This window comes from Hutsoniella sourekii ATCC 700629 (assembly GCF_000518205.1).
In the GTDB taxonomy this organism is placed as follows: Bacteria; Bacillota; Bacilli; order Lactobacillales; family Aerococcaceae; genus Hutsoniella; species Hutsoniella sourekii.
In genome coordinates, this window is record NZ_JADD01000009.1 from 1 (window position 1) to 26,287 (window position 26,287).

25 protein-coding genes and 3 pseudogenes are annotated in these 26,287 nt (G+C 41.6%); 7 read left to right on the top strand and 21 right to left on the bottom strand.

Features of this window, described 5'->3' with window-relative positions; all coding sequences use genetic code 11:
• The 5 genes from T408_RS10500 to T408_RS10510 form a co-directional block, all read left to right on the top strand.
• On the top strand, positions 1-280 hold a 280-nt coding region (locus T408_RS10500), incomplete at its 5' end, for an IS30 family transposase (RefSeq protein WP_028118713.1).
• A 124-nt stretch (positions 281-404) separates the two neighbouring features.
• Complete coding sequence (locus tag T408_RS10505) at positions 405-644, top strand: AbrB/MazE/SpoVT family DNA-binding domain-containing protein (protein ID WP_035419799.1); 240 nt, start codon at positions 405-407, stop codon at positions 642-644.
• Positions 638-976, top strand: a complete 339-nt coding sequence (locus T408_RS0101790) for a type II toxin-antitoxin system PemK/MazF family toxin (RefSeq protein WP_028118428.1) — start codon at positions 638-640, stop codon at positions 974-976. Before T408_RS10505 ends, T408_RS0101790 begins: the two co-directional genes overlap by 7 nt.
• 265 nt (positions 977-1,241) lie before the next feature.
• Positions 1,242-1,808, top strand: a complete 567-nt coding sequence (locus T408_RS0101795) for a recombinase family protein (RefSeq protein WP_028118429.1) — start codon at positions 1,242-1,244, stop codon at positions 1,806-1,808.
• Between the two features lie 223 nt (positions 1,809-2,031).
• A complete protein-coding gene (locus T408_RS10510; RefSeq protein WP_051444726.1) occupies positions 2,032-3,369 on the top strand; it encodes an ISL3 family transposase in 1,338 nt (445 codons plus the stop codon).
• Between the two features lie 341 nt (positions 3,370-3,710).
• On the opposite strand, the gene T408_RS0101805 is transcribed toward T408_RS10510, so the two are convergent.
• From T408_RS0101805 to T408_RS0101825, 5 genes and pseudogenes are all read right to left on the bottom strand, one after another.
• Complete coding sequence (locus T408_RS0101805) at positions 3,711-4,343, bottom strand: hypothetical protein (RefSeq protein ID WP_028118430.1); 633 nt, start codon at positions 4,341-4,343, stop codon at positions 3,711-3,713.
• 26 nt (positions 4,344-4,369) lie between these two features.
• Positions 4,370-5,365, bottom strand: a complete 996-nt coding sequence (floA, locus tag T408_RS0101810; RefSeq protein WP_028118431.1) for a flotillin-like protein FloA — start codon at positions 5,363-5,365, stop codon at positions 4,370-4,372.
• Positions 5,365-5,976, bottom strand: coding sequence for an NfeD family protein (locus tag T408_RS0101815; RefSeq protein WP_028118432.1), 612 nt, complete (start codon positions 5,974-5,976; stop codon positions 5,365-5,367). The genes floA and T408_RS0101815 overlap by 1 nt, the downstream gene beginning before the upstream one ends.
• A 227-nt stretch (positions 5,977-6,203) precedes the next feature.
• Positions 6,204-7,873, bottom strand: a pseudogene (locus tag T408_RS10515) (IS1182 family transposase).
• A 173-nt stretch (positions 7,874-8,046) separates the two neighbouring features.
• Positions 8,047-9,030: a hypothetical protein gene (locus T408_RS0101825; protein ID WP_028118433.1), complete on the bottom strand. Its 984-nt coding sequence runs from the start codon at positions 9,028-9,030 to the stop codon at positions 8,047-8,049.
• 676 nt (positions 9,031-9,706) lie between these two features.
• Between T408_RS0101825 and T408_RS0101830 the strand changes: the two genes are divergently transcribed.
• Positions 9,707-10,678: a hypothetical protein gene (locus tag T408_RS0101830; RefSeq protein ID WP_028118434.1), complete on the top strand. Its 972-nt coding sequence runs from the start codon at positions 9,707-9,709 to the stop codon at positions 10,676-10,678.
• Positions 10,679-11,503: 825 nt separating this feature from the next.
• Here T408_RS0101830 and pcaG read toward each other — a convergent pair.
• The 3 genes from pcaG to T408_RS0101845 all read right to left on the bottom strand — a co-directional run bounded on the left by pcaG (position 11,504) and on the right by T408_RS0101845 (position 13,630).
• A complete protein-coding gene (gene pcaG / locus T408_RS10520) occupies positions 11,504-12,193 on the bottom strand; it encodes a protocatechuate 3,4-dioxygenase subunit alpha (protein WP_051444727.1) in 690 nt (229 codons plus the stop codon).
• Complete coding sequence (locus T408_RS11640; RefSeq protein WP_051444728.1) at positions 12,177-12,941, bottom strand: dioxygenase family protein; 765 nt, start codon at positions 12,939-12,941, stop codon at positions 12,177-12,179. Before T408_RS11640 ends, pcaG begins: the two co-directional genes overlap by 17 nt.
• A gap of 161 nt (positions 12,942-13,102) precedes the next feature.
• Complete coding sequence (locus T408_RS0101845; protein WP_028118435.1) at positions 13,103-13,630, bottom strand: GNAT family N-acetyltransferase; 528 nt, start codon at positions 13,628-13,630, stop codon at positions 13,103-13,105.
• 106 nt (positions 13,631-13,736) lie between these two features.
• Here T408_RS0101845 and T408_RS0101850 point away from each other — a divergent pair, with 106 nt between their 5' ends.
• A complete protein-coding gene (locus tag T408_RS0101850; protein WP_051444729.1) occupies positions 13,737-14,849 on the top strand; it encodes an SLC13 family permease in 1,113 nt (370 codons plus the stop codon).
• An 89-nt stretch (positions 14,850-14,938) separates the two neighbouring features.
• On the opposite strand, the gene T408_RS0101855 is transcribed toward T408_RS0101850, so the two are convergent.
• The 13 genes and pseudogenes from T408_RS0101855 to T408_RS0101905 all read right to left on the bottom strand — a co-directional run bounded on the left by T408_RS0101855 (position 14,939) and on the right by T408_RS0101905 (position 26,256).
• The gene (locus T408_RS0101855) at positions 14,939-15,808 is read right to left on the bottom strand and encodes an ROK family protein (protein WP_028118437.1); all 870 of its coding nucleotides are present in this window, start codon (positions 15,806-15,808) and stop codon (positions 14,939-14,941) included.
• Between the two features lie 14 nt (positions 15,809-15,822).
• On the bottom strand, positions 15,823-17,214 hold the full coding sequence (locus T408_RS0101860; protein WP_028118438.1) for a glycoside hydrolase family 32 protein: 1,392 nt from the start codon (positions 17,212-17,214) through the stop codon (positions 15,823-15,825).
• A gap of 12 nt (positions 17,215-17,226) precedes the next feature.
• Entirely contained in the window at positions 17,227-17,724 is a 498-nt protein-coding gene (locus T408_RS12310) for a PTS sugar transporter subunit IIA (protein WP_328285587.1), read from the bottom strand.
• 6 nt (positions 17,725-17,730) lie between these two features.
• A pseudogene (locus T408_RS10530) lies at positions 17,731-19,101 on the bottom strand (PTS transporter subunit EIIC); the annotation flags it as partial.
• Positions 19,102-19,199: 98 nt separating this feature from the next.
• On the bottom strand, positions 19,200-20,198 hold the full coding sequence (locus T408_RS0101870; RefSeq protein ID WP_028118439.1) for a LacI family DNA-binding transcriptional regulator: 999 nt from the start codon (positions 20,196-20,198) through the stop codon (positions 19,200-19,202).
• 108 nt (positions 20,199-20,306) lie between these two features.
• Positions 20,307-20,951 carry a pyroglutamyl-peptidase I gene (gene pcp, locus T408_RS0101875; RefSeq protein WP_028118440.1) on the bottom strand — a complete coding sequence of 215 codons (645 nt, stop codon included), beginning with the start codon at positions 20,949-20,951 and terminating at the stop codon, positions 20,307-20,309.
• Positions 20,952-20,980: 29 nt separating this feature from the next.
• Positions 20,981-21,904 carry a DUF979 domain-containing protein gene (locus T408_RS0101880; RefSeq protein ID WP_028118441.1) on the bottom strand — a complete coding sequence of 308 codons (924 nt, stop codon included), beginning with the start codon at positions 21,902-21,904 and terminating at the stop codon, positions 20,981-20,983.
• Positions 21,905-21,924: 20 nt separating this feature from the next.
• Entirely contained in the window at positions 21,925-22,626 is a 702-nt protein-coding gene (locus T408_RS0101885) for a DUF969 domain-containing protein (protein WP_028118442.1), read from the bottom strand.
• A 64-nt stretch (positions 22,627-22,690) separates the two neighbouring features.
• A complete protein-coding gene (locus T408_RS0101890; RefSeq protein ID WP_028118443.1) occupies positions 22,691-22,990 on the bottom strand; it encodes a rhodanese-like domain-containing protein in 300 nt (99 codons plus the stop codon).
• 13 nt (positions 22,991-23,003) lie between these two features.
• A pseudogene (locus tag T408_RS12315) lies at positions 23,004-23,309 on the bottom strand (exonuclease domain-containing protein); the annotation flags it as partial.
• An 18-nt stretch (positions 23,310-23,327) separates the two neighbouring features.
• Positions 23,328-23,537 carry a 3'-5' exonuclease family protein gene (locus tag T408_RS12320; RefSeq protein WP_328285586.1) on the bottom strand — a complete coding sequence of 70 codons (210 nt, stop codon included), beginning with the start codon at positions 23,535-23,537 and terminating at the stop codon, positions 23,328-23,330.
• A gap of 11 nt (positions 23,538-23,548) precedes the next feature.
• Complete coding sequence (locus T408_RS10540) at positions 23,549-24,511, bottom strand: 2-keto-3-deoxygluconate permease (RefSeq protein WP_051444730.1); 963 nt, start codon at positions 24,509-24,511, stop codon at positions 23,549-23,551.
• Positions 24,512-24,633: 122 nt separating this feature from the next.
• Entirely contained in the window at positions 24,634-26,256 is a 1,623-nt protein-coding gene (locus tag T408_RS0101905) for a gamma-glutamyltransferase family protein (protein WP_051444731.1), read from the bottom strand.
• Positions 26,257-26,287 lie beyond the last annotated feature (31 nt).

Genomic DNA, 26,287 nt, shown 5'->3' on the forward strand with positions numbered 1-26,287 from the left:
CACCTCTGACCGTGGGAAAGAATTTGCTTGTTATTCTGACATCGAACAACAAGAGATCGCTTTTTACTTTGCGGATGCTTATAGTGCTTGGCAGAGAGGGACTAACGAGAACGCCAACGGATTACTGAGAGAATTCTTTCCTAAACGCACAGATCTAGCTAAAATTACGGAAGATGAACTTTTCAATGCGCTATGGTTGATAAACAATCGACCTAGAAAGTGTTTAAATTTTAAGACGCCCTTTGAGGTATTCATGCACGAACTTGTTCAGTTAGAATGATTTTTTGTCGCAATAATTATTGCAATTCATCAAATAAAAAAAGTTAAACGTATGACAAATGTATGACATTTAATCGAATATAGGGTATAATGAGTAGGAGATATAATATGATGGAGGGTTTAGCATGGAAACTACTGTGATTAAGAACGGCAATAGTCAAGCTATTAGACTTAGTAAGCAGCTTATGACACAAGCAGGTTTAAACATCGGCGATGAACTAACTATAGAATTAAAAGACAATGCTTTAATTTTCGAAAAGAAAGAAGATCACTTTAAAAACAGACTACGAAAATTTTATCAAAACAAAGGAACCTATAATGAAGAATTTATAGATTACGGCGAGTCGGTAGGTGAAGAATGGTAAAGCAGTTTGACATTGCATGGATAAACCTTAATCCTATAAAAGGAAAAGAAAAAGCTGGAAATTATCGACCAGTAGTAATTGTTAGCAATGAATATATTAATGGTAGTACAGGGCTAACATGGATTATGCCTATCACTAGTCGGAAGGCTAAATATCCTTCAGATATTCCGATAAAAACGACCCATGGAAAAATAACAGGGTGCATTGATACCGTTCAAATACGCTGCATTGATTTCAAAGCTAGACAGGCTAAAGTTGTTGATCATCTGGATCCATCGCTACATCAAATGATTATAGATTCTATCGAAGTCCACACAGAAATTATTGATTAACTGATCACCCACTTAATGGAAGCAAGGTTTATGAAATTAAACTTTGCTTCTTTTTTATTGTCAAAACTTGTGTTTCCACTTCTTGCCATCGTGGCAAGAAGTGGAATATAATTCAATGAATCTAGTCCAAATAGAAAGCATTCTTTTCAATAACGGTACCATAACTTAGAAGTATTGACACCGAAAACTAACTAGCGTATTATCAATGTTACTAGGGTGTCATAACTTAGGTTCATAAGTACACGATATATAAGAGGTGAAAAGCATGATTTATGGCTACGCTAGAGTCAGTACTTATCAGCAAGACTTACAATCTCAACTTAACCAATTGAAACTAGCAGGCTGCGAAAAGATATTCCAAGAAAAATTTACAGGAACTAAAATCGAAAGAACTGAATTTAATAATTTAATTCAAACAATTGGACAGGGTGATACATTAGTTATTACCAAACTAGATCGTTTTGCTAGATCAACGTCTGGGGCTTTGAAAACTATCAAAGCTTTATTTGATAAAGGTGTAACGGTTCATGTTTTAAATATGGGGATCATCGACAATACACCAAGTGGAAGGTTGATTTTTACTATATTCAGCGCTTTTGCGGAGTTTGAAAGAGATTTGATCGTTGAACGAACGCAAGAGGGCAAATCATTAGCTAAACTAAATCCTAATTTCAAAGAAGGGCGACCACGTAAATATTCGAAGCAGCAAATTGAACACGCCTTATCTCTTCTGAAAATCCATACTTATAAGGAAGTTACACAGATGACCGGAATCAGCAAAAGCACGTTAATTAGGAGTAAAAGAAAAGATAGTCATAATAAGTCTGAATAATCACTAGATTTGATCATGTTTATATCCATTATATCTGCTTTTTTACAAAAATACTCTAATAAACAGAATCATAAAATAAAGAGAAACTTCTTGCCATTCTGGTTCTATAATATATGGTGTTGGTGAGTAAAAACTCGCCAACACCATTTTAAATTTATATGGAAAAAGAGCCATAGAATTCCTACAATGTAGTTACCAACAACCCATTAGAAAGGAAATCTCTATGACTCTCAATCATTGTATCGCAAAACTCACACAAATGAAAGAACCGCATATCACTTTTGAAAAGCGTATCGAAGAGGATCAAAAGAAAGTGCTTTTATTTGCCTCTTTAACCTATACCCCGACCTGTTGTGAACACTGTGGGGTGGTCAATCAGTCCGCAGCGGATATCATCCGCCATGGTAGTAAAACTTCTACCGTCTTGCTTGGTCAGTTTAACTTTCAAGCCATTTATCTCAAGCTCAAGAAACAACGCTTTCTATATAAACATTGCGGACGGACCTTTACGGCCCAAACCAAGCTGGTTGAACCTCATTTCTTCATCAGTCAACCTATCAAGCAAATGATCCTCTTTGAATTAAAGGAAACCCAAGCCATGTCCTTGATTGCCAAACGTCTCCATGTCTCTTCTCAGACCGTTATACGAGTCTTAGAGGGCGTCCTAGCAGCTGAAAAGAAGTATTTACCCAGTCTGCCCATTCATCTAGCTATCGATAAATTCAAGTCCGTCAAACAAGTCAAAGGCGCCATGTCCTGTGTGCTGGTGAATAGCCACCGACACACCTTATTTGATGTGCTAGAAGACCGGACACAAGCGACTTTAAGAGACTATTTCCTTCGTTACCCGCTAGAGGAACGCCTGAAGGTCCAGACCATCACCCTCGATATGTATAGTCCTTATTATCAATTTCTGCAGCAGCTTTTTCCTAACGCTCAGGTGATTATCGACCGCTTCAATATCGTTCAATTACTCAACCGCACGCTGAATCAACTGCGGATTCAAGTCATGAATCGCTTGAAAACGAAGCAACCCCGGGACTACCGCAAATTAAAACAACAGTGGCGGCTCCTTCTCAAGAATGCCAACAAACTAGATTTTACTCATTATCAAGGACACCGTCTTTATGAGGGCTTAATGACCGAGAAGATGATGGTCAACTACTTGATTCAACTGGATCCCAAACTCGCTCAGGCACATGATTGGGTGAATCGAATCAAGGTCGCGCTTGAACGCCGAGACTTCCCACGCCTGCTTCATTGGCTAGAAGAAAGTCATAAATATACCTTTTCTAGACCTTTGCGCAAGAGCTTTCAGACACTGGAACGCTACTTGGAAGGTATTCAAAATGCCTGCCACTACACCTTATCCAATGGCTATATTGAAGGTCTAAACAACAAGATTAAGCTCATGAAACGGACAGGATATGGGTATCGCCGCTTTGATCACTTGAAGGCTAGAATCTTCTTAAGTCAGAATTTAAAAGATAGGGGCTTTAAAGAACCCAGGCCTCTTACCTTTGAAGAAGAGAGGCAACTACAGGTGGATTCGGTCGCTTAGTTCCTTATCTAAATAGCTTCACCTCTACTTAAGCCTAGGTTTTCTACCGGAAAAATATCACTGGTGGAGACCTCAGTTTGTTGTACCTAAAATAGACGCTCTCTTTCTTCTTTCGTTCATCCATCAATGAACGCACATTGGCTCATTCAATTTGCCTGGAAAACATAACAAAAAAGCCCAGAGATTATTGAAATCTCTGAGCTAGGACTTTCTCACCAACACCATTTGACAAAGAATCGAATTTTATTCTTTCAGAATAAGATTCTGGTTTTTTTGAGACTTATCATACATCCTCTCGATCATTAGTCGTTAACTTGAATATAAACTAAGTGTAGAGAAGTCTAGTCCCTATAACTGAGGGGCTTGTCCAAGATTTCCTTCATAATCACAGCTTGGCGTAGGCTCCTAGGCTCTAGCTGTAAGCTTGGGCGACGGGCCCCTTGAGCTTTCCGCCTTCTTTCGACCTGTGGTTCTTCTATAAATTCTTGATTCATCAACTCATCATAGAACTCATCCCGTCGAAAAGGACGGTCATCAGTTAAGGTCTGACGCTGCTCTCGCTTCTTAAGCGAGGCTTGCTTGACTCTAATCGATTGGTCGATCGATGGCGTCTCGGCGGGATAAGCTTGTGTTGGCTGTTCAGGTAGGAAAGCGCCTTGCTTTGTGACCTTGGCTTCATGTTCCCAGTTCTTAGCCAGCTGTAACTGGTCTTTCTCCGGGTGAGTGGGTATTTGAACCGGGTCCTCTGCTTTCTGTCTTTCTTGGTCGCCGCTTGATTTAGGCTTAGTTTCAGCACGTTTAACTTTAAACCAAGAGAGGGGAGAGTAGACGATCTCTTCATTTGCTTCGGCTTTAGCTAGCTTTGCCGTTTGCTTGTTTTCTTTGGCTTTTCTTGTCTGCTTAGCTTCTTGCTTTTGCTTGGCTCTTCCAGCTATAAAAAGAAAGACAAGGAGCACCAACAAATCAATAATCATTATCCGACTCACCTCCACTGCTTAACTTATTTGGAATCATTAGATGGGTCGCCGTCATCTTGGGCGATGGCTTGGCGCATTTGTGAATCGGATTGGATATTCTGCATGCGGTAATAATCCATCACGCCAAGGCTTCCTTCCTTGAGGGCTTGGGCCATAGCCAATGGTACTTCAGCTTCAGATTCGACCACCTTGGCCCGCATCCGTTGCACTTCAGCTAACATCTCTTGTTCTTCGGCGACTGCGAAGGCCCGGCGTTCCTCAGCCTTAGCTTGGGCAACATTCTTGTCGGCGATGGCTTGGTCGGCTTGTAATTTGGCGCCGATATTGCGGCCCACATCGACATCAGCGATATCAATGGACAAGATCTCGAAGGCGGTTCCGGAGTCTAGACCTTTGCGTAAGATGGTCTGGGAGATGGCATCCGGATTCTCTAAGACAACCGAGTGGGTCTGGGAAGAGCCGACGGTCGTTACAATACCTTCGCCTACTCGGGCGATGATAGTCTCTTCACCGGCCCCACCTACTAAGCGTTCAATATTAGCACGAACGGTTACCTTGGCCTTAGCTTGGACTTCAATCCCGTTCATGGCGACACCGGCAATCACAGGTGTCTCAATGACTTTCGGATTGACGGAAACTTGGACGGCCTCGAAGACGTCTCGCCCAGCTAGGTCAATGGCTGCTGCTTGTTCAAATTCCAGATCAATATTAGCTCTTTGGGCAGCAATCAAGGCATCGATCACCAGGTTGATATTCCCACCGGCCAGGTGGTGGGCTTCCAATTGGTCGGTCGTCAAGGATAAGCCGGCTTTGGTAGCCTTGATCAAGGGTTGGACGATATCAGCCGGCCGGACTCGACGTAGCCGCATCCCGATTAGGTTTCCAATCGATACTTTTGCCCCAGAGAAGTAGGCCGTCACCCATAAGCCTATCGGAACAAAGCGGAAAAAGATAAGGAGCAATAAGATAAGAACGAAAGCAATAATACCAACAGTAATTATTGAATAAGGATTGTGCATTATTTATCCACCTTTCTGACGAAAATCTGGTTGCCACGTAGTTGCGTGATGATAATTGCTTGGCCAATATCAATGAAGCCTTCATCAGAAATAACTTCTAGATGACGGTCATTAAAGACGGCTTTGCCGACGGGTCTTAGAATCGAGACAGTCGTCCCTTTTTGACCGATTGTTAATTCATTCAGTTGATCTGACTGGGCTGGGTAGTGGGTGGATTGGATGGCTTCTTCTAAAACGAAACCAGGGCTCAATACCAACTCTCGACCACTGCGAAGATAAAGAAAGCCGGTTAAAGCAATCGTAAAGAGGGCGGCGAGTAGGAGAATAACAATGGTAGTAAAGTCTTGATATTCTGCCCACAGAGTATACAAGATAGCCCCTAGACCTAAGAGACCCACCAGCCCGAAATCAGGCACATAGAGTTCAACAATAATTAAGATAATACCTAGCATAAAGAGTAAAAACAAAAGTAAGTTAAAGCTAATGGACCAAAAATAAAGGCCAAAAGAAATAACCGACAAGGTCAAAAAGAGTCCTGAGGGCCGGTTAAAAACCGCCGTGACGATAAAAACGAGCCCCAGTAAAAAGAGTAGGACATTCCATTCAAGCATTGATAACCTCCTTTTTGATAGAATTGATGCTTCATAATCAATTCTCTAACTTAATTATAACATAAGGTCAAAAGAGATGGCTAACAGTAACCCTGGTCATTTATGGGTTAGTGGGATTATACTAGCACTAAAAAACACCCTGTAAAGTGACCCCAAAAAGTTAGACTAAATTTAAGGGACATAATTAAATGTAAATCTTCTAGTTAACTAAAGCCTTAGTTTGAAGGCTACATATATGCTAAAAAAGTTGTCCTTATATTAAAAAAATCTCTAAGAGGCTGTATGATAAGTCCAAAAAAGACCCAGAATCTTATTCTTAAGGAATAAAATTCTTGGGTCTTTTTATTTGCCCATGATCTTAGGGTAAGCTTCCTCATATTGCAGGCCATCAAGGCTAATCCTACCTCATTATTAACCTTTTCATTGCCCCTAACGTGACATCTTGTGAAGCCCAAAGTGGCCTTCAGAAAACCGAAAGCTGGTTCTACATCGATCTTCCGAATGCCATATACTTCTTGATAATCTTTATCAGAAAGATATTCTCGTTGCTTTGCTTTGTAATACTCTAGCTCTGGGTTCACTCGTATCTTTCTTACTTTACCTTTAGGTGTTAGTGCCTCTTCTATGATGTTTTGATCGGCGTCATATTTCTCTGCCTCATATTCTTTAAAACACCTCTCATAACCATAGCGGTCGGTCTGCTTGCGATAAGCTTTAAAGTTAAAGCGAACCCCATCCAGATCCACGTAGTAGTCTTAGTCTTCATGATAAGTTCAATTCATCACCTTGGTCCTATCTGTTCGCCACTTCTTACATTGTTCTTTGAGATAAGTGTTGTAAGGGACGAGCGCGACAAGCTCAGGAAATTCATCCTCTAAAAATTCATAGTTGGACTGAGACCCATAGCCGGCATCCATGCTGAGTATGTCACTGGCTTTGAATAGACACTGATGGGCTTGCATAAAAGGAATCAAGGTGCGAGTATCCGTCGGATTAGGAAAGAGAGAGTAAGCTAAGAAAAATTGATTTCTTGTCGCTACTTGTAAGTTATAGCCCGGTTTTAATTGACCATTACGCATGGGATCTTCTTTCATCCGCATAAAGGTGGCATCCTGATCTGTCTTTGAATAGGAGTTACGCTCACCCAGTATTTCGTACTGATCCTTGTAGTCTACGACTTTGGAACGTCGCTCTTTCAGTCGGTTCATCCGGCTTTTAACAAAGCGGCGCTCTTGTTTATCGAGGTTAGGGGAACGTTGAGGCTCTGCTTCAATCTGCGCTTCTAAATCTTGTAAGCGAATCTCCAGCTCAGTTAAAATTTCACCAAGATCCTCTAAGGTCAAGGGCGTGTCCTCGGGGGGGTGGCTCTTTCGTAATAATCATTCAGTTCATTGATCAATTGAATCAATTGTTTGCGATTCATTTCTTCATAGCGAATCGTATTTTTCTTCCAAACAAAGGTATATTTATTGGCGTCCGCCAATAACTTGGTTCCATCAATGAAGACTTTATCGTCAATGAATCCCTGTTCTTTCAAGAAGGAGACGAAGCGTTCGAAGGCATCGGTCATTATTTCACCCAGTTCTTCTGACCGTCTGAATCGACAAATCGTATCATGTTGGGGACATTGTTCTTGTGTCAACCATCTCGCTGGCAAGTTTTCTTGAGCGAAGCGAGCCATCGGTCGACTCGTGAAGATGCCACGAGAGTAAGCATAGAGGAGTAATTTTAGAAGCATGGCAAAATCATACTCTCTCGGTCTTCCGAAAATATAAGTGTATTGTATTTCAAGACTCTCAACAAATTCGTGAATATGCCACACAACATGGTCAGACTCAGGCAAATATTGCGTAGAGAGTTCCAAAGTGACTTGATTCATGTTATAATAAGTATGCATTTTGGGTAGTCCTTTCTGGATTATCTTAGACAGAGGGTGGCTGCCCTCTGTTTTTTCATTTTATACACTAATATTATACCACAAAACCGTCAGGAATGCTGATTCAACAGCATTTCTGACGGTTCTTTGACCTGACTTATCATACAGCCTCAAAATGAACATATCTGGATCGATTAAGCGGCAGATTCAGTAAGTTCGTCACTTTCTGACGCATCGAAAGTTGGAGCACCTTCAGGCACTTGAATAACCACATCTTCCCCGTACTGATCAATCACTAGGTGGAAGTCCACTGAAACAGATAAATTAGCAAATTCTTCTGCGTCAGCTCCCATAATATCAGTAAGTTGATCTGGACTTAAGGCAAACTTCATCGTCATTTCTTTGAGCTTCTTGCTTTCTTTGTCATAAACTGCTTCACTTTGCTGAATTCCAGCAAAGGCTACCTTGATTCCTTTTTCCTGGGCCTCTTTAATTGCCGCTTCTTCTTCAGCGCTGAGTGGCTCGTCCTGGAGTTCGCGTGCTTGAGCGAGAGAGTCTTCGATTATCTGGTCAAAGTTTACCGTCTCATTTAGTCGCTCATACAAGCTATCTGGGTCCAGGTCAGTTTTCATGGACACAACATAAGCGTCATCTGTTTCAGTGATTTCGCTTAATTCTGCATTTAATTGTCGATTAGCAGCTACATTTGCTTCCGCCTCATCTTTGGCTTCTTCGTAACGTGACTGAAATTCATTAATCTCCCCTGAGACATCTTGGACCGTCCAAGTTGTGCCATCGAAGAGGTAAGCTACATTATCAACAATTGTCGCTGATCCAGCGAAGTGGATGGGTTCCGCTTCACTACTTGACTCAGAATCTTCGCTGACGAAGTCTTGAGCCAGACCGTCAATTTGACCACTTAGTTGAAGAGCAAAGGGCTCTGGCTGGAACTGAAACTCAAGATCAGTCTGAACATCTAGCAAGTCCGCCGTGGAATCAGCGATAGTCACTGTGACAGCACCGTGTCCGGTCATAGCCTCCACGTCTTGATTGGCAGCTTCTAATTCTTCTAGAATGGCTTCTGAATCTAACTCTTCCGCTTGCACTAGATGACTGACAGGGGATAGGGCTAAACCTAGAATACTCATACTTGCTAACCACTTATAAACTCGTTTCATGATAAACTCTCCTCCTTTACTCAATGATACCACAAGGGTTGTGACTGAAGCAATTTTAACTACTTGAACAAGCACAAAAAAAGGGGCTGTATGATAAGTCAAGACATCTTATTCTATTGTTAACATTTAATAAAAATACGTGATGAATGTTCCGATAAGTTATATTAGAGATAGAAATATATCGGAAGAATCGAACAATCCCCATGCAGTGGTCCTAGGACGACCTGGCACACCTCAAGGCGTTACCGCTTTAGCGGTTTTACGCCTTGAGTAGCCAGGCGAGCCGTAAGCTCTTTTAAGAGCGTCAGGCGGTCCACCACAGCATGGGGATTGTTCGTATTCTGGAGAGATGTTTCTATTATCGAGAACTTATCATACAGCCTCTTTTATTATTCAGATATAAAGACGCTAAAAGGCATGGAAAATTTACATTAAAATAACAAATATTAAGGTTGTGTAACAAAATATGGGGCGTAAGAAAAGAGAATACATCTCTTTTCAGATTAGGAGGTCACTTTAATCTTTAACTCTACGTTAACAGTCATGACATTCACCTAGTATATCTATTAGAGTACCAATTCTTAAAAGGATAACCATACCTAATCGCTCTCATAACGTAAAAAACGAGGGTTTGTGTGTGATATTTCTGTGATATTATTGAGCTGAAGGTGATAATATGCTTACAGATTATTATAACTATTTGCTTCAAAATAACTATTCAAAACACACCATTAGACTTTATACTAGAGTTGCAGAAGAGTTTAAAGAAACAGATCATATTATACCAATCAAAAAAAGACTTCATCATCTATTTGTTAAGTGGCATAACAGAAATATATCCAATCGATCGATAAACGCCATGAAAAGCGCTCTAAAAAGATTTATTAAATACTTAGCTTTATATCACGATAGGCGGCTTTCAGACGGGTTGAACTATATCCATTACAACTATGGTTATCATTTGCCGAAAAAACCCGATGAAAGACATGTAAAACTTCTAAGAGAAATAGCTCAAGATATAGAGGATGACCAGACTTCGATCATTGTGTACCTTATCAGTTACCACGGATTAAAAGGAAGTACGATTAGTTCAATCAAAGTATCAGATTTTAATAAGCAAGAAAGCAGTTTGACAATCCGTTATCCATACTCAAAAATTAAAATATCTTTCAAAGGAAAGTTAAAGAAGAAAATGGAACGATTAATCAAAGGAAAGGAAAACACAAATCCTATTTTCGATAAAAATGGGAAAGCGCTTACTAATGATCAGATATGGTATTTGTTTAAAAAGCTGAACACTAAATACAATATCTACATTACACCCAGACTAGCACGTAATCAGTTTGTTATTGATTTCCTAGATAGATCGAAAAATATCCTTGCTGTTAGAGATTACATAGGAATTGCTAATATTAAAAGAGTAGCTGAATTTATGCCATTTACACCCGATTACGTTAAATCCGTCAAAGAAAAAGTAAATTTAATGAGATTTAATAGCAGACTTTCGACTAAAATATTTAAGATTAAGGAGAAAAGAGAAAATGTTAAAGAAAAGCAGCCTTGTCAAACTAAAGTCAGACATCGCGTTACTATCAACAGAGGAAAGAAAAGACTTAATACATTCACTCCTACACGAATACACCGTTAACCAAACACTAGCTTCAGAAATCCTAGACATTAATACTTCCCATCTTAAACGCCTCGTAAAATCAGGCAGAATATCGGAACCCTTATATAAATATACAACGCATAAACAAACACAACATTATATCTTTTACTATCAAGACATTGTTAATTACCTAAATTTCCTTGAAGCCTATAGAGAAACCCAAGAATTATTAAAACATAAATGAGTAAAAAGAGAACGAATGTTCAAAAAGGTATGGACATGCAAATTATAAATGTTATAATTATGTTAGAGGGCAACCTCTTCGCTCATTGACAATCTAGAGCAGTCTGGGAAACTGCTGAAAAGGGGATAGCTCCCCTCTATTTAAATTATCTTAATTTATTTAGTAACAAGTAGTCGGTCGGAAAGGACGGACTATTGCTTATAGAAATAAGCTGCAACGCTGTGAAAGATAATGGTATGTAAATTAACACCTACCTATATCAGCTATGAATGCGCCACGACCTAATTTCTAGCGAGCCATTCAGAGACGCCGAGACATTCTTAGTAAGAATTGAGCGACTAAAATATGATAAATGATAAAAATTATTCTCCTATAGGAGAATAATTATGTTTAATGATATATATGATCAGGCAAACCCAAGCAAAAAGTAGTCAAAGGCTTCAGGCCTTTATTATTTTTTGCTTTTTTATTTTCCTGATAATATATATTATGTAAACTCAAATAAAAACTAACTTATTTAGCCTCTTCCCTAGTTAGATCTAAGTCTGCTCTCTAGTGTTATTTAATAAATAGTAATACCGCCTCCATATCCACTTTTGAGGCGGTATTATTTTTAGTTATTAATCGATGACGAATAGATGAGTTACTGGACGATGAATCTCTTCTTTTAAGTCTTTAGCTTGTTGGTCAGTAATCAAGGGTTCATTAAGAAGCTCTTTACCTGTGCCATCAAGAACAATATCTATATGATAACGGTTCATACCTGCAGAACCTACTTTCTTAGCAATAATGCCTTGGTGTTCTTGGTCTGTAAGCGTTTTACTATAATCATCCACTGTATTTTCATCTTCAAAATAAATACGAGTGGCTAAAGGATGCGCTACACCACGCGAGTGGATAATCATCATAATATGTGGCGCCTCACTGTCTTCGAAATGATTAGAATGCTTGGTAGGTCCCGGTTTAAAGGTCTTAAATTCAAAATGCCCCATGCGATTGGTAATCGCTCGTCCAAAGCCAACAAAGCTGGGATCATAGTCTGGATTGTCATGGTCAATACTATGATTAAAGACGCCTTTAGAATTGGCTTGCCAAATCTCAACCATCACATTAAACATAGGATAATTATCACTGGCCATAATATTACCTTCGATAATAATTTTCTCCCCGGATCCTCCTTTTTCAGTTAAATCGTTATTTAATTCATCACGGTTAGAAAATTTATTCAACAAACCTAAGGTAACATAAGGACCAACGGTTTGCTGTGGCGTTTTTCCAATAGCTGCATCGGTTTTATTTATTTTTGCCATATTTTTCCTCCTGCATGCGTTCAATTTCAGCCAGATCTTCGTCCGTTAGTTCATGTTTATTAGGCATCACGGGTAAGGACTGGGAACCACGAAGGACGATATCGAAGTCGAAGCCTAAAGCCCAATCCGGCAAGGTCTTATCGTGGTTATAAGTGGCGATTACTCGTTTCTGTTCTTCTTCGGATAACTTTTGGTAAACAGTGCTATCATATGGAAGCAGCGGGTCTCCTTCAAAGTACAATTGTGTGACTAATCGGTCAATAAACTTGGGTCCCATAACCGATAAGTGGATATGAGCCGGTCGCCAGTGGTTATTCTCTGGTCTAAAACAATAATTCCCGGGCTTAATGGTCGTGAAGGAATATCTTCCATGGTCATCCGTATGAGTCCAACCGCTCCCTACAAAGTTCGGATCAAGGGGCGCATCCCAGTACTCTAACTTGTGAATGTAACGACCGGCGGCGTTGGCTTGCCAGATTTCAATAAAGGCATTAGGGACGGGTTCGCCCTCTTCGTCAAGAACACGACCTGAAATAACGATCCGCTGGCCGATAGCTTCTTCGCCCTCTTTGGCTGAATTAGTCGTCAAATCATCATTTTTACCGTAAAGCTTAGCCAGTGCTGGTCCTGGGCCTGGTTCAAACAATGGAAAGTAACTCTTGAATTCTTCACGGTCCATATCTTTTCCATTTTCGACAATGTACTGGTAGGCTTCAAGATTCGAGGCCTTTTTTATCTCTTTAGTCATTCGATCGCTCCTTCTCATTAAAATATTATTTACTTTAAATTTTTACAATAAAACTCATTATTGTCTAATTATATGCCCGTAGATCATTGCTTGCTATTTGTCTAATAAAAAAGAGCCAAAATTTCAGCTACACTGAAATCGGCTCTTATTCCCGATTCTAATTACTGGGTAGAATCAGTATTAACCCAATATCTATGGTAAGTGAGTCCTTGATGTTCAACCTTATTTTCTAGCTGGCCACCGTTACCTTCAATGACTTTGGCGCTAGCTCTATTATCACTTTGACAGGTGATTAAGACCTGATCAAGGCCAAGATTATAAGCTTGTTTGAGACCCAAGGCCAACAATTGACGACCATAGCCTTGCCCTTGATACATGGGGGCTACACTATATCCAATATGACCGCCTACATGTTCTAAGTAATCATTGAGTCGGTGACGAATATTAATTACACCGATGATCGTGTCTGGCTGGCTTGAATCAATCAATAAGTAAGTCGAAGCCGGCACCCAACCCGGTGCAACAGTAGGCTCAGATTTAGCCTGATGGAGTATTTCAAGCCAGTCTTCAAAGCTTTCAGCCGATTCAAGGCCAAAAGCACCGGGTATCCCTGTCCCTTCATTGAATTGATTTTTGAAGGCAAGTAAGGCTTCCTTGTGTTTAGCTGATAGTTCAACGATTTGTAACATCATTAGCTCCAGATTCTAGCCTGTCTTCACAAGCGAAAATTAGCAAAAATTTATTAAATTTAGCTATAATTGTATCATATTATCATGTAGAAAGAAGGATCAATCATTGATCAAACGTTTATTTCAATTTATTTACCAGGATAAGGTCTTCTTGATTGCCTTACTGTTGGCACTTGCCAGTGTCTTTTTGGGTGAATTTCAGCTGGCCTTTATTAATTGGCAAGTCATCTTGAGCTTATTCGGAATGATGTTAGTCTTGGCCTTATTTAGTGCTTCAGGCTTACTCCAGCATGTTTCTATTCGTATTATCCACTGGAGTCACCATACCCGGCAGATGGCTCTGTGGATGGTTAATCTAGCCTTTTTCTTCTCAATGATCTTGTCTAACGATGTCGCTGTTTTAACACTTCTGCCTCTATACTTGATGATGGTGGCCGAGATTGGTAACTTTCGTGGAAAAGTTGCTGGCAGTGTCCTAATTACGGTCGCCGCTAATCTAGGGGGCATTATTTTTCCTTTTTCAAATCCTCAAAACTTAATTATCTATATTCAAAATAATATGACCAGTCAAGATTTTTTAAAGATGTCATTGCCGATGACACTATTCTCATTTTTTATCTTGATCCTAATAACTTGGTTGTTAGTAGAGGACAAGCCGATCGTTCATGATCTTGAACTCAACCCCCTCCATCAACAAAAACTGCTCGTAGCTAGTTTTAGCTTCATCGTGATGGCCTCAGCGATCTTAGGCTTTATGCCGATTTTAAAAGCAGTAATCATTGTTAGTCTCATCTGTCTCTTCTATTTGCCGGCTAGTTATCAGAAGATAGACTACCGGCTCTTGATAACCTTTGCTTGCTTCTTTATTATAGTGGGTAATGTCAGTCACTTAAGTGTCCTAAACGAATTTCTTACCAAGGGTCTTAATCATTCCAGTCAGACTTTTCTAACCAGTTTAGGGCTTAGCCAGATCTTCTCGAATGTACCAACCACTATTTTACTTGAACCCTATACTCAACATATTGAAGCTCTCTGGTACGGGGTTAATATCGGGGGTTTGGGATCTCTGGTAGGTTCACTGGCTAATCTGATTGGCTACCAAATCATCAAGGCCTACCATCCTGCTTCTTTAGGAGCTTATTTAAAGTCTTTTCTAGTGATCAATTTTTCTGTCTTGGCTATTCTTTCTGCCTTTTATTATCTAATAACGAGTATGTAACCTTGTCAATTCATGACCATACTGAAAAACCAGCGCCGGCCGGTTGCCCTAAGGCGACCGACTAGCGCTGGTTTATTGATTGATCCGATTTAATTTTTAAGCGCCTCCTGAGCTAGGAGGAGGCAACCTACGATACCTGCTTCATCTCCCAGTCCAGGTCTAACAATAAATTCATCCAAGTCCGGTAAGGGAAGATAGTCTGCCCATTCCTCTTGGAAGTGCTTCTTAACTAGATCCATCATCTTCTCTTGGTGCATGACACCGCCACCAATAATTATCTGCTCTGGCATCAAGGTTAAGCTATAATTTCTCAAGGCTTGAGCAATATAGTAGGCAGCCTGATTCCAGATAGGATCATCTGCGTCAAGATCCTGGCCCTTGACACCTGCTGGAAAACGGTCAGCAATGGCCGGCCCACAGACCAAGCCCTCCAAACAATCACCGTGGTATGGGCAATGCCCTTGATAATCATCTTCTGGATGTTTTCGAACGACGACGTGGCCCATCTCTAAGTGGCCCATCCCAATCTGAATTTCTCCACGATTAATGAAGCCACCGCCAACACCCGTTCCTATGGTTAAATACAGGCAGGAATCCTTATCGACTGCGGCTCCTTGATGGTATTCACCAAAGCCAGAGGCATTAACATCGGTAGTCCAATAGACTGGAATGTCGTACCGCTTCTTAATCGATCCCAAAAAGTCAAAGTTTGCCCATCCGGGTTTAGGAGTCGTTGTAACATAGCCATAAGTAGCGGAATCTTCCAGAACATCAATCGGTCCAAAGGATCCAATTCCCATAGCATCCAAGGAATATCGGTCAAAGAAATCATAGACACTCTCCATAGTTTCCTCAGGTTGGACCGTGGGAAATTGTACCTGGTCAATGATATTAAAATTTTCATCGCTGACGGCACAATTGAATTTAGTGCCTCCAGCTTCAATGGCTCCAAAAATCATCTGAATCTTCCCTTCTATTTGGCCAAGGACCAAAGCTTTACTTCAAGTTCTTGGTCAGACTTGATCTGAATAGTATCTGCGTGCTGATCTGGATAAATACGACTTGTTAAGGCGTACTCACCCCCATTGACAAAGATTTCAAGCGATGAATAATCACTAAATATTTGCAAGGAGTCTAATTGTGATAATTCTAACAGACGTTTGCGTCGGCCAAAACCTGATGAACCATGACGCAGGCTGAATAGACCTTCTTCCTTATCATAATGGATCTGGCTGTCTTGACGAAGGAATAGCTCTATTTGCTCTATATCTTGACCTTTAATGGCTAATTCATAGACTTCTCCTTGGAGTTGGATCTCTTTGCCCTTTTCTTCGACAAGCTCTTGTCTAAGCGCTTGATATTCTTCTAAGGGAACTTGATAGAGGTGATTTTCCTTGACCACTAATTGTCTAGGGATCGTCAGGCAATGCTGCCAACCGTATGAGACCGTCGGATTAACATAATCGGGTTCATGGTCCGGTACCCCCATCCAAGCCCACATAATTTGTCTACCGCTTTCGTCTGTAAAGGATTGAGGCGCATAGAAGTCAAAGCCATAATCCAGTTCCTCGAATTCACTTGTCGGTTGGAAGATCTTGTCAGTCCAATTTAACTCACCTAATAAATAACCGGCTGAATATTGATTTTGGTAATGGGTAGGTGAACCAATGACCCCCTGAGGCGAGAAGATCAAGACCGTTTGCCCAGCTTGTGTAAATAAGTCTGGACATTCCCACATAAAGCCTTGATCTTCATTGCCTCTGAGTAGGTCCCCGACAAAGGCCCAATTATCAAGATCTTGAGACTCAAATAATAAGATTGCTCCTCTATTATCTCGCGTACGTCCTCCTAAGATCATATAATAGCGATCTCCTTGCCACCAGACTTTAGGATCTCTGATATGGTCTGAATAACCCGAAGGAAAGTCATCGTGGTCAATAACTACTCGGCGTTCTTTGATTTGAAAGCCATCGGCTGAGATAACCCGGACGACATTTTGTTGGCGGCCAGAATAGACGTAGTCATAAAAGCCCTCTTTCTTGACGTTTCCAGTATAGAAAAAGTTCAATTGGCCGTCAACTTCAATCGCAGAACCGGAGTATACCCCATCACGGTCAAAAGTTTGATCCGGCGACATAAAGATAGGTTCTTCTTTGAAATGAATGAGGTCGGTAGAAGTCTTATGGCCCCAGTGGGTGGCTCCACCCTTAGCTGAAGTCGGTTCGTATTGATGGTAGACATGGTAAGTACCTTGGAATTGACACGTTCCATTAGGATCATTCAGCCAACCCTTTTCTGGCATTAAGTGATAGGCTTGCCGCCACTTAGAATCTTTTTGGACTAATTCCTTAAGATCTAACTTCAAGTCGCTACCTCCTTAAACTTTTGCCGTCATTAAAGTCTCTGAATCACCGTCGAAGTCAACCGAGCTGAAGTCACCAGCATTAGTGACAATCACTGGGGTAATTGTTGAGCGTCCGGATTCTTCAATAGCTACTAAGTCAACATCAACGAGTAATTGACCGCGTGTCACAGAATCCCCCGCTTGAACATGAACTTCAAATGGCTGACCGGCTAATTCGACCGTATCAATACCTATATGAATAAGTACCTCGGCTCCGGTATTTGCCTTAAGACCAATAGCGTGCTTGGTATCAGCAATCATGACCACTTCACCATCAAACGGAGCCACTACTCGACCTTGACTTGGCTTAATGGCAAGACTTGGTCCCATCGCCCCCGATGAGAAGACAGGGTCAGGAATATCTGCTTGTTGGATAATATCACCAATAAGTGGAGGATAAATAGGAGTATCAGCTAACAGCGAATTTTGGATTTCAGCTGGTTCTTCGTCCACTTGAACTTGTTCAACCACTGGCTCTAGTTCTTGACGAATGGCAGTTCCTTGACTTCTAACTAATAAGAAGGCAACAACAAAGGCAGAAGCAACGACAATCAAGTAACGAGCCATTGACCAGAGAGAATCAGTATAAAGTAATAAGCCAGGAATAAAGGTAATTCCCATTCCAGTTGCTGATAAGTTCAATAGGTATGCTAGGAAGCCAGCCACCGCACCACCAGCAACACCGGATAGGAGAATTCTTAAGGATCTCAAGTTAACCCCGAACAAGAGAGGCTCAGTGATTCCAAAAAGCGTTGATGAAGCAGAAGAAATCATATTAGAACGACGAACCTTATCCTTCATCAAGCTAGCTGTTGCGATCGCTGCCCCAAATTGACCCGCCATCGAAGCCGTCATCAAAGGATTCAAGATGTTTCTTCCGGTATCTTCAATCAAGCTAATCTCGATGATCGATAAGGAATGGTGGAGTCCCGTTACCACTAGTAACTGCTGCAAACCACCAAACAAGATATAACCAATGCCAAATGGCGCTTGAAGAATCATAACAATAAAGCCAATCACACCATCTTCAATAAAGGAGATCACTGGTCCCAAAGCAAAGAGCATAATCACTAAAGTTAAGGTAATCGTTAAGAATGGCGTCACAATTAAGTCTAAAGCCTTAGGAACAAATTGACGTAATTTCTGGTCCAACCAGGAAATTAACCAACCCGCAATGATTGCTGGGAAGATGGATCCCTGATAACCTTGAATGTTGATGCCAAATACGTTTAATGGTGTCGCATCGCCTCCTGCAACTGAATAAGCGTTAGGAAGTTGTGGAGCGACCAACATTAATCCAACCGCAATACCAATGATCGGATTACCTCCGAATTTCTTGGTAGCTGAATAAGTGATAAAGACAGGTAAAAAGGCAAAAGCTGTATCAGTTAGGACTGCAAACAAGGCCGCAAAGTCATCACTCATAACCATGCCTAATTCAAGCAAGAGCCCTCTTAGCCCCATTAAGAGCCCAGTGGTAACCAATACTGGAATCAATGGCACCAAGATATCAGCTAGAATACGAACCACCTTTTGTACCGGATTCATATTGGCATAAGCATCTTCTTTAACTGAATCTGAAGAAATTTCGATATTGGCTTGTTGCAAACGATTGGCTAAGGCTTGGTAGACATCATTAACCTTACCCGTTCCAAAGACAAATTGGTGCTGCCCGGTGGAGTAAAAATAGCCTTGTAAATTATCAATTTGTTCGGCCTCCTGCTTATCAACCACCTCATTATCCTTAAGGACAATCCGCAAACGAGTCGCACAATGTTCGAAGTTCTTGATGTTATCTGCCCCACCAATCACTTCCAGTAACTGATCAATTATTTTACTAGTATCCATGGAATCCCTTCTTTCTAAAAATTTATGAAACCGATTACTAGAACCGGTTCCAGTTTACCATAAATTTATTATTTTGCAATATAAAAAATCCCACGAAACTAAATTTCGTAGGATGATGGATCAAATTTTTGAGTAGACTCCCGTTTCACCAACTCAACGGGCAAGCTGGTTTGGTAGTTGTCTTGCTCCTTATCGGTTAGTTGAAGCAAGGCTTCCATGGCTTGTCGTCCTGCTTGGCGGTAGGGATAATGGACGGTCGTTAGAGATGGATTCAAGTAGAGGCCATCGCTATATCCCCCAAAACCAGCTACCGATAAGTCGCCCGGTACTGATAACCCAAGATGACTAGCCGCCTTGATAATCGCAATAGCCATCCGGTCAGTAGCCGCAAGCAGAAAACTAGCTTGAAGTTGGGGTAAAATTTTAAGAGCTAGTTGATAATTATCTTCTTGCAAGAAGGTGGACTCGACGACTTGGCAATTTGCCCCTGCTTCTTGAATAGTATCCAAGAAACCTTGCAGGCGAACTTGGCCTACCGCCACGTCGTGGCGATCGCTATTAATATAGACGAATTCTCGGTGTCCTAAATCTAAGGCATGACGCCCGATTAAAGAGCCCGCATGATAATCATCATAGCTAATGTAATTCAAGTCAGGGTAAGCCTGCCCGAGAATCAACATCTGTGCGCTTAATGATTGGTCTATTTCAAGTAAGGGCGCTTGCAAATTACGTGTTAATACAATCATCCCGTCAACGTTCTCACGGTCAAGCGCTTGAATCTGATCGAGTTCGACTTGAGGATCGAGATTGGAATTAACAATCAGTAAACGACGATCATGCTGGACAGCGACTTGATCAATTCCATCCAGAACATCTGAGATCGACGAAGAGTTAAAGCGTGGAACAACGACGCCAATCAGCCGAGTTTTAGAAGCCTTCAGACTCCTAGCAAAGCTATTGGGTTGGTAGCCAGTCTGTTCAATAATCTCCTTGATCTTCTCACTGGTCGCCTGGCTCACTTGTCCCTTGTTTAAATAGCGAGAAACAGTGCTCTTGGAAACACCCGCTAAGCGAGCAATATCATTTAAAGTTGTCATCACTGCCTCCTTATCTTAATTACCATTAACTAATTGTAGCTATTTAATCTTGGGATTGCAATCAAGACAAGAAAAACTCTCCCAAGTAATGGGAGAGTATCTATAACATTAGTGAGTAGTCCCACCTACAGCTTCGATATCTTGGTCTTTGTACTTGACCACTGCCTCTACAGCTGCTTCAAGACCACGGGCAATATCATCCAAGTTCATGGCTGCTTGGTCAGGCTTATCAACAACTTGCTGCATCATATATGGAATATGGACAAAACCACCTAATACATGAGGAAACTCCTTATCGATTAAGTATAAGGTCTGATACATAATATGGTTGCAGACAAAGGTTCCAGCCGTATTCGATACACTTGCTGGAAGGCCAGCTTGGTGAATAGCTTCCACCATGGCCTTAATAGGTAAGCTTGAAAAATAAGCATTCTCACCATCTTCTTGGATCACAACATCAATCGGTTGGTTGCCTTCATTATCTTCAATCCGAGCGTCATCTTGGTTGATAGCCACTCGTTCAGGAGTAATTCCTGTCCGGCCCCCTGCTTGTCCGATATTAATAATGACATCCGGTTGGTGTTGTCTTACTTTATCACGCATAACTTCTGCCGACTTGTGGAAGACGGTTGGTATTTCCACCTTGATGATTTCGGCACCTGCAATTGTATCAGGTAACCTCTTCACCGCTTCAATAGCTGGATTAATGGCTTCGCCACCAAATGGATCAAAACCAGTAATTAAGATCTTCATCGAATCTCTCCTTTAACTATATTTCCTTCTTAAAAGGCCCACATATACATTAACACAATATGAGCTAAAATCATGACTAAAGCAACTGGAATTTGTTGAATAATCACAGAATAAGGACTCTTCATTTCCAATAAGGCTGCTGGTAGCGCATTAAAGTTACCCGCCATAGGCGTCATTAAGGTGCCACAGAATCCGGCAGTCATCGCCAGAGCAGAAGCAATGGCAGGATCTGCTCCCTGGTTAAAGACAAATGGAATACCAATACCTACGGTAATCACTGCAAAAGCCGCAAAGGCATTACCCATAATCATGGTAAAGATGACCATGCCTAGGACATAAGCGATTACGCCCCATAGGCGACTATCAGCTGGTATGACGCCAGAAATGATCTGCGCAATGACTTCTCCAACACCAGCAGCAGTAAAGACGGCTCCAACAGCTGCTAATAATTGAGGCAAGATACCAGTCGTTGAAACTTGTTGAACCATCCGGTCGGACTCTGCCAGGAACTCTTGCCCGCTAGGCTTAACTAAGATAACCATCGCAATAGTAGCCACCAAGCCACCAAAACCAAGTACCGCCGAACTAAGTGAAGGTAGGAGCGCGGAGACAATAATCGATGTCGCCCCAATGAGTATAACTGGAAGAAAGACCCAGTTTCCATAGCGATTTCCCCTAGCTGTCTGCTCTTCTTCACTCACCTGTTTGATCTGACCAATTTCAACTTGTTTAAATAAGGTTAATCCTCCCAAGACGAAGATCAAGAGTCCAGTTAGAGCTGATGGAATATAGGGTCCAGCGATAAAAATAAAGCCAAGAATTCCCCAGAACAGACTGGTCCCAATGCGCTTAGGGTTTGTCGAATCAGTGATGGATTGGTAGGCAGTATAGATAAGTTGAGCACCAATAACGATAAAGATAATTTCTAGTATCAAATTTGTGTATTGTGCCAAAAAGCTATCTAAATTTTGCATTATTTAGTCCCTCCCTTATGTCTATTAATAATCATTCGTTCCTTAATAAGGTTATAAGCACTTCCTACAACTAGAGCAATAATCGCAATCGGAATCGATGCAAAGGCAATTTGAGCTGCCCCTGTATTGAAGCCTTGGTCGTTAAGTATGCCGACCATTAAAAGGACACCCCCTGCCCCAACAAAGGTATCTTGACCAAAGAAGTTTCCGATATTCTCATTAGCAGCGGCTAATGCTTTAACTTCATCATCCGAGGTCGAATCCAAGTGGAAGTCTTCCGCATCCTCCTTGGCAATTTGTGTCTTGACCGCTGCTTCTCCCATCGGATGAACAATCGGTCTAACAAATTGCGGGTGTCCGCCTAAACGAACTGAGAAGAAGCCGGCGAGCAGTCGAATCAGTAAGTAGAAGCTGTAGAATAAGCCCATACTCATTCCCTTGATTGACTGAATCAGCTTAACAGCTTGTTGCTTCAAACCGTAAGATTCTGCTAATCCGATAACGGGTAGCGTTAAGAAAAACAAGGAGACAATCCGGTTGTTGACAAATGATTCACCAATGATTGATAAGAATTCAACCAAATTGATCCCAGAAACCAGGGCTGTAACTAGCCCTGCGATAATAACCGTTCCGATAGTATTCAGTTTAAATACAAAGCCTAGAACGATAATGACGATTCCTATTAAACGAATCCATTCCATATCATTTCCTCCTTTAAGAGTAGATAAATTTTTGTAGCTGTAACGAGTGATATAAAGGTGATCTTTATTTTTCGAGTTCTCCTGGGTAATCCAGCGTGCCCTCTGTAATATTAATGGCTTGATAACCCTGATGGTCTAATAATTGACAAGCCTGTTTGGATCGATTACCAGATCGACAGATGAGATAGTAAGTCTCGTTGTGATCCAGGTCAGCCAAGGAATCCTCTAATTCCTCCAAGGGTATATTAATAGCAGCTGGAACGTGCCCTTGGCTATAGGCAGAAGCTGGACGTACATCTATGACCTTAAGCTCTTGACCTGCTCTCTGCATTTGATAAAAGTCATTAATTGAAATTTGTTTCATACTTTCTCCTTCTTTATTGGTGACGAATAAAATCACTGACCCGATCATCTCCAAACTCTTGCAGTTGATGACTGAGAATTAGTCCACATGCTCTAGCGTCATCGAGCGCTTGGTGGTGGTTGAGTGGAATTTGGTAGTAAGAAGCTAATGTATTCAACTTGAAGTTTGCTACCCTTCCAGTTAAGAAATGCCTAGATGTAACAACTGTATCTAGAGTCTTAACCGGCGGTAAATAAAGTCCGTAATAAGCCAAACTAGCTCTCATGACTTTGAGATCAAAGGGCATATTATGAGCCACAAGAAGAGGCTCTCCTTCAAACCAGTCTGCCCACTGGCCTCATAATTGGTTAAATTTTGGCGCATGAATGACATCAATCGGGCGAATATGGTGAACTCGTATATTTCCCGGGTGGAAACTGGTTTCTGGCCGGATCAGTGAATAGCGTTCATCCACTATCCGACCGTCCTTTATATGAACCATTCCCAATGAACAAGCACTATGCGCTTGCCGGTTAGCCGTTTCAAAATCCATCGCCAAAAATTCCATAATTAACCCCTTTATTCGTGCAAGTTATTTTTTCCGTAAGCCGATTGGAAGAGTCTTTGAGCGACAATCGGTGAAATGACAGAAGTGATAATACAAACCATCATCACAATCGCTGTTCCACTAGTGACTTGCTCTTGGAATAATCCTGGCAAGGCTGCCCCGACAATTGCCGGGTTGGCTACAGAGACTCCTGCCACATTCCAAATAGCAGCCCCATCGACCCCAGCATTATTCTTGGTTACAAACTTATCAAAAGGAATAAGTGGTAACATCAAGACCATAAAGATAAGGCCCATCATAATACCTGGTAAACCTGACTTCACCGCATCCATTAGGTTCATTCCGGCTCCTAAGTTCCAACCCAGGAAGGGTAACAATTTACCAACTAGAGGGGTGAAGAATTCTTTGAAGTCTGTATCAATATTACCCAAGGCAATCCCGACTAGTAGCGGAATGAAGATCGAAATAACTGGATCCCAATCAATTCCCCCTAGGCCTCCATCAGAAGTTAGCACACTCAACAAGATTAGAGGGGTAAAGGATAAACCCAAGATCCCAAAAATACCATAAACAGCACCAAACTGTTGGTCACCGTAATCATTGTGGATCGCTAAGGCAACCGCTGGGTTCAAGGAATATATAACACAAGCAAAGGCCAGTAAATTAATCCCGGCCACACCTTCAACACCGAACAGATAATAAAAAGCGACAATAATAACAGTAGATAAAACTAATTTAAATAAAATCATCGGCAAGTGACGCTTCAACAAAGGGCCAACCTGGCGAATATCCAAAGAAGTCCCAGCAGCAAAAACTAAAAAGCCGATAACGGCACTGGTTCCGTTTTGGAAGGCGATTTGCGTCGTACCTCCAAAGACCTCATACATATTAGGGAAAAATGAAATCAGCAACATACTGACAACCATCGGCACCAAAAAGGTTCCCGCTGGTATCCTAGAGATGGCTTTAAACATGAGTCATACTCCTCCTATAAATAATTTCTTCTTTTATTATAAAGATTTGCTATATTTAAGCAAGTTTGATTAACGAAACTTAGACTAAATAGAAAAAGAGACAGTTACCTGTCTCTAAAATTTTAATAAGCAGCAATACTACCATCTGTCCGGCCATCAGTGGCTCCAACGAGGGCGCCGTTTTCCTGCAACCAGACTACTTGTCCCCGGCCAAAGAAATCATAAGTGGAAACAATTTGTACTTCGTGCCCTAATTCAATTAATTGCTTGACTTGATTGAAAGGCATGTGAGGCTCCACTTCAATCTGCCGGCCGCGTTTCCACTGCCATCTTGGGGCATCTAATGATTCTTGAGGATTCATCTGACCATCAATTATTCGGTTCAGCATCTGAACATGAGCTTGCGGTTGAAGTGTTCCTCCCATACAGCCATAAGGACCGATATTTCTGTCTCCTTTTGTCAGGTAGCCCGGCATGGTTGTATGATAAGGCCGTTTACCTGGGGCTAAGCAGTTAGGATTATCAGGATCCAGACTAAAGTGAGTCCCCCGACAATGGAGGGCAATTCCTCTACCAGGAACTACCAAGCCTGAGCCAAAGCCCTTACAATTACTTTGGATAAAGGACACGCCGTTTCCTTGACCATCCATAATACTGAAGTAAATGGTTCCACCAATGACTTCTTCCCCATTCGGCGGTTGCCAGGCTGCCTGGTCATCCAGCTCTTGGAAGCGTTCACGGGCATGGTCAACTGAATAGAGATGATCGTAATCTAAATCGTTGAATCTTGGATCTCCAATATAGTTCACTCCGTCTACAATGGCCATCTTACAGGCATCAATCAGTCGGTGCTGAACCAAGGGTGAATCACAATCAGAGAGGTCTTCAAAGTTCTCTAGTATCTTTAAGGCTTCCAAGGTAATAATTCCCTGACCATTCGGTGGAAGTTGCCAGACATCATAACCACGATAATTAGCAGTAATAGGTTCCACCCATTCCACCTCAAAGGACGCCAGGTCCTCTTTTCTCAAGCTACCGCCCGTTTCTCTAGCAAAAGCATCAATATCATCAGCAATCGCTCCCCGGTAAAAAGATTCACCTGATGTAGCCGCAATCTCGCGGATGGTATCTGCCATCTCTTGATTGAAATAGATATCACCGGGTTCAGGTACCCGGCCATCTGGTAAGAAGGTATCAAACCAAGTCTGAACCGCTGGTTCAATCTCGACTGCTTGACGGTATTTGCCAATATTATTCTTCCAAACATCCGCTACCGTTGTCTGAAGCGGAAAGCCTTCTTCGGCTAGTTTAGCTGCCGGCTCCAACAAATCAACCAAGGACATGGTGCCAAAACGTTGATTCAAGGCCACCCAACCCGCAACCGTTCCAGGAACGGTAACTGGATCCCAACCGACTTCTTGAATATATTTACCAGACCGAGCCCGACTCTTGATCCCATCATAGTCAGTAAGTGCTGGAGCTGGTCCAGTCGCATTTAAACCATACATCTTGCCCTCATAATAGACAAGCGCATTATTGTCCGTTCCCAATCCATTAGAGATGGGTTCCATAACAGCGATGGCTGCAGCAGCTGCTACCGTTGCATCAATCGCATTTCCCCCTGCCTTTAAGACATCTAGGCCAATTTGAGAAACAATGGGGTTACTGGAAGCAACCATGCCCTTCTTCCCATACTGCAGACTACGCCTGGAAGGATAACGGTATGAATATTTATTAAATTCCATGATAGATTTCACCTTTCTTTTAATGTATCAC

Excerpts from the sequence above, each read along its gene's own strand:
- T408_RS10505 (WP_035419799.1), top strand. The coding sequence starts at position 405 with ATGGAAACTACTGTGATTAAGAACGGCAATAGTCAAGCTATTAGACTT.
- T408_RS0101790 (WP_028118428.1), top strand. The coding sequence starts at position 638 with ATGGTAAAGCAGTTTGACATTGCATGGATAAACCTTAATCCTATAAAA.
- T408_RS0101795 (WP_028118429.1), top strand. The coding sequence starts at position 1,242 with ATGATTTATGGCTACGCTAGAGTCAGTACTTATCAGCAAGACTTACAA.
- T408_RS10510 (WP_051444726.1), top strand. The coding sequence starts at position 2,032 with ATGACTCTCAATCATTGTATCGCAAAACTCACACAAATGAAAGAACCG.
- T408_RS0101805 (WP_028118430.1), bottom strand. The coding sequence starts at position 4,343 with ATGATTATTGATTTGTTGGTGCTCCTTGTCTTTCTTTTTATAGCTGGA.
- floA (WP_028118431.1), bottom strand. The coding sequence starts at position 5,365 with ATGCACAATCCTTATTCAATAATTACTGTTGGTATTATTGCTTTCGTT.
- T408_RS0101815 (WP_028118432.1), bottom strand. The coding sequence starts at position 5,976 with ATGCTTGAATGGAATGTCCTACTCTTTTTACTGGGGCTCGTTTTTATC.
- T408_RS0101825 (WP_028118433.1), bottom strand. The coding sequence starts at position 9,030 with ATGAAACGAGTTTATAAGTGGTTAGCAAGTATGAGTATTCTAGGTTTA.
- T408_RS0101830 (WP_028118434.1), top strand. The coding sequence starts at position 9,707 with ATGCTTACAGATTATTATAACTATTTGCTTCAAAATAACTATTCAAAA.
- pcaG (WP_051444727.1), bottom strand. The coding sequence starts at position 12,193 with ATGGCAAAAATAAATAAAACCGATGCAGCTATTGGAAAAACGCCACAG.
- T408_RS11640 (WP_051444728.1), bottom strand. The coding sequence starts at position 12,941 with ATGACTAAAGAGATAAAAAAGGCCTCGAATCTTGAAGCCTACCAGTAC.
- T408_RS0101845 (WP_028118435.1), bottom strand. The coding sequence starts at position 13,630 with ATGTTACAAATCGTTGAACTATCAGCTAAACACAAGGAAGCCTTACTT.
- T408_RS0101855 (WP_028118437.1), bottom strand. The coding sequence starts at position 15,808 with ATGATTTTTGGAGCCATTGAAGCTGGAGGCACTAAATTCAATTGTGCC.
- T408_RS0101870 (WP_028118439.1), bottom strand. The coding sequence starts at position 20,198 with ATGACAACTTTAAATGATATTGCTCGCTTAGCGGGTGTTTCCAAGAGC.
- pcp (WP_028118440.1), bottom strand. The coding sequence starts at position 20,951 with ATGAAGATCTTAATTACTGGTTTTGATCCATTTGGTGGCGAAGCCATT.
- T408_RS0101885 (WP_028118442.1), bottom strand. The coding sequence starts at position 22,626 with ATGGAATGGATTCGTTTAATAGGAATCGTCATTATCGTTCTAGGCTTT.
- T408_RS0101890 (WP_028118443.1), bottom strand. The coding sequence starts at position 22,990 with ATGAAACAAATTTCAATTAATGACTTTTATCAAATGCAGAGAGCAGGT.
- T408_RS12320 (WP_328285586.1), bottom strand. The coding sequence starts at position 23,537 with ATGGAATTTTTGGCGATGGATTTTGAAACGGCTAACCGGCAAGCGCAT.
- T408_RS10540 (WP_051444730.1), bottom strand. The coding sequence starts at position 24,511 with ATGTTTAAAGCCATCTCTAGGATACCAGCGGGAACCTTTTTGGTGCCG.
- T408_RS0101905 (WP_051444731.1), bottom strand. The coding sequence starts at position 26,256 with ATGGAATTTAATAAATATTCATACCGTTATCCTTCCAGGCGTAGTCTG.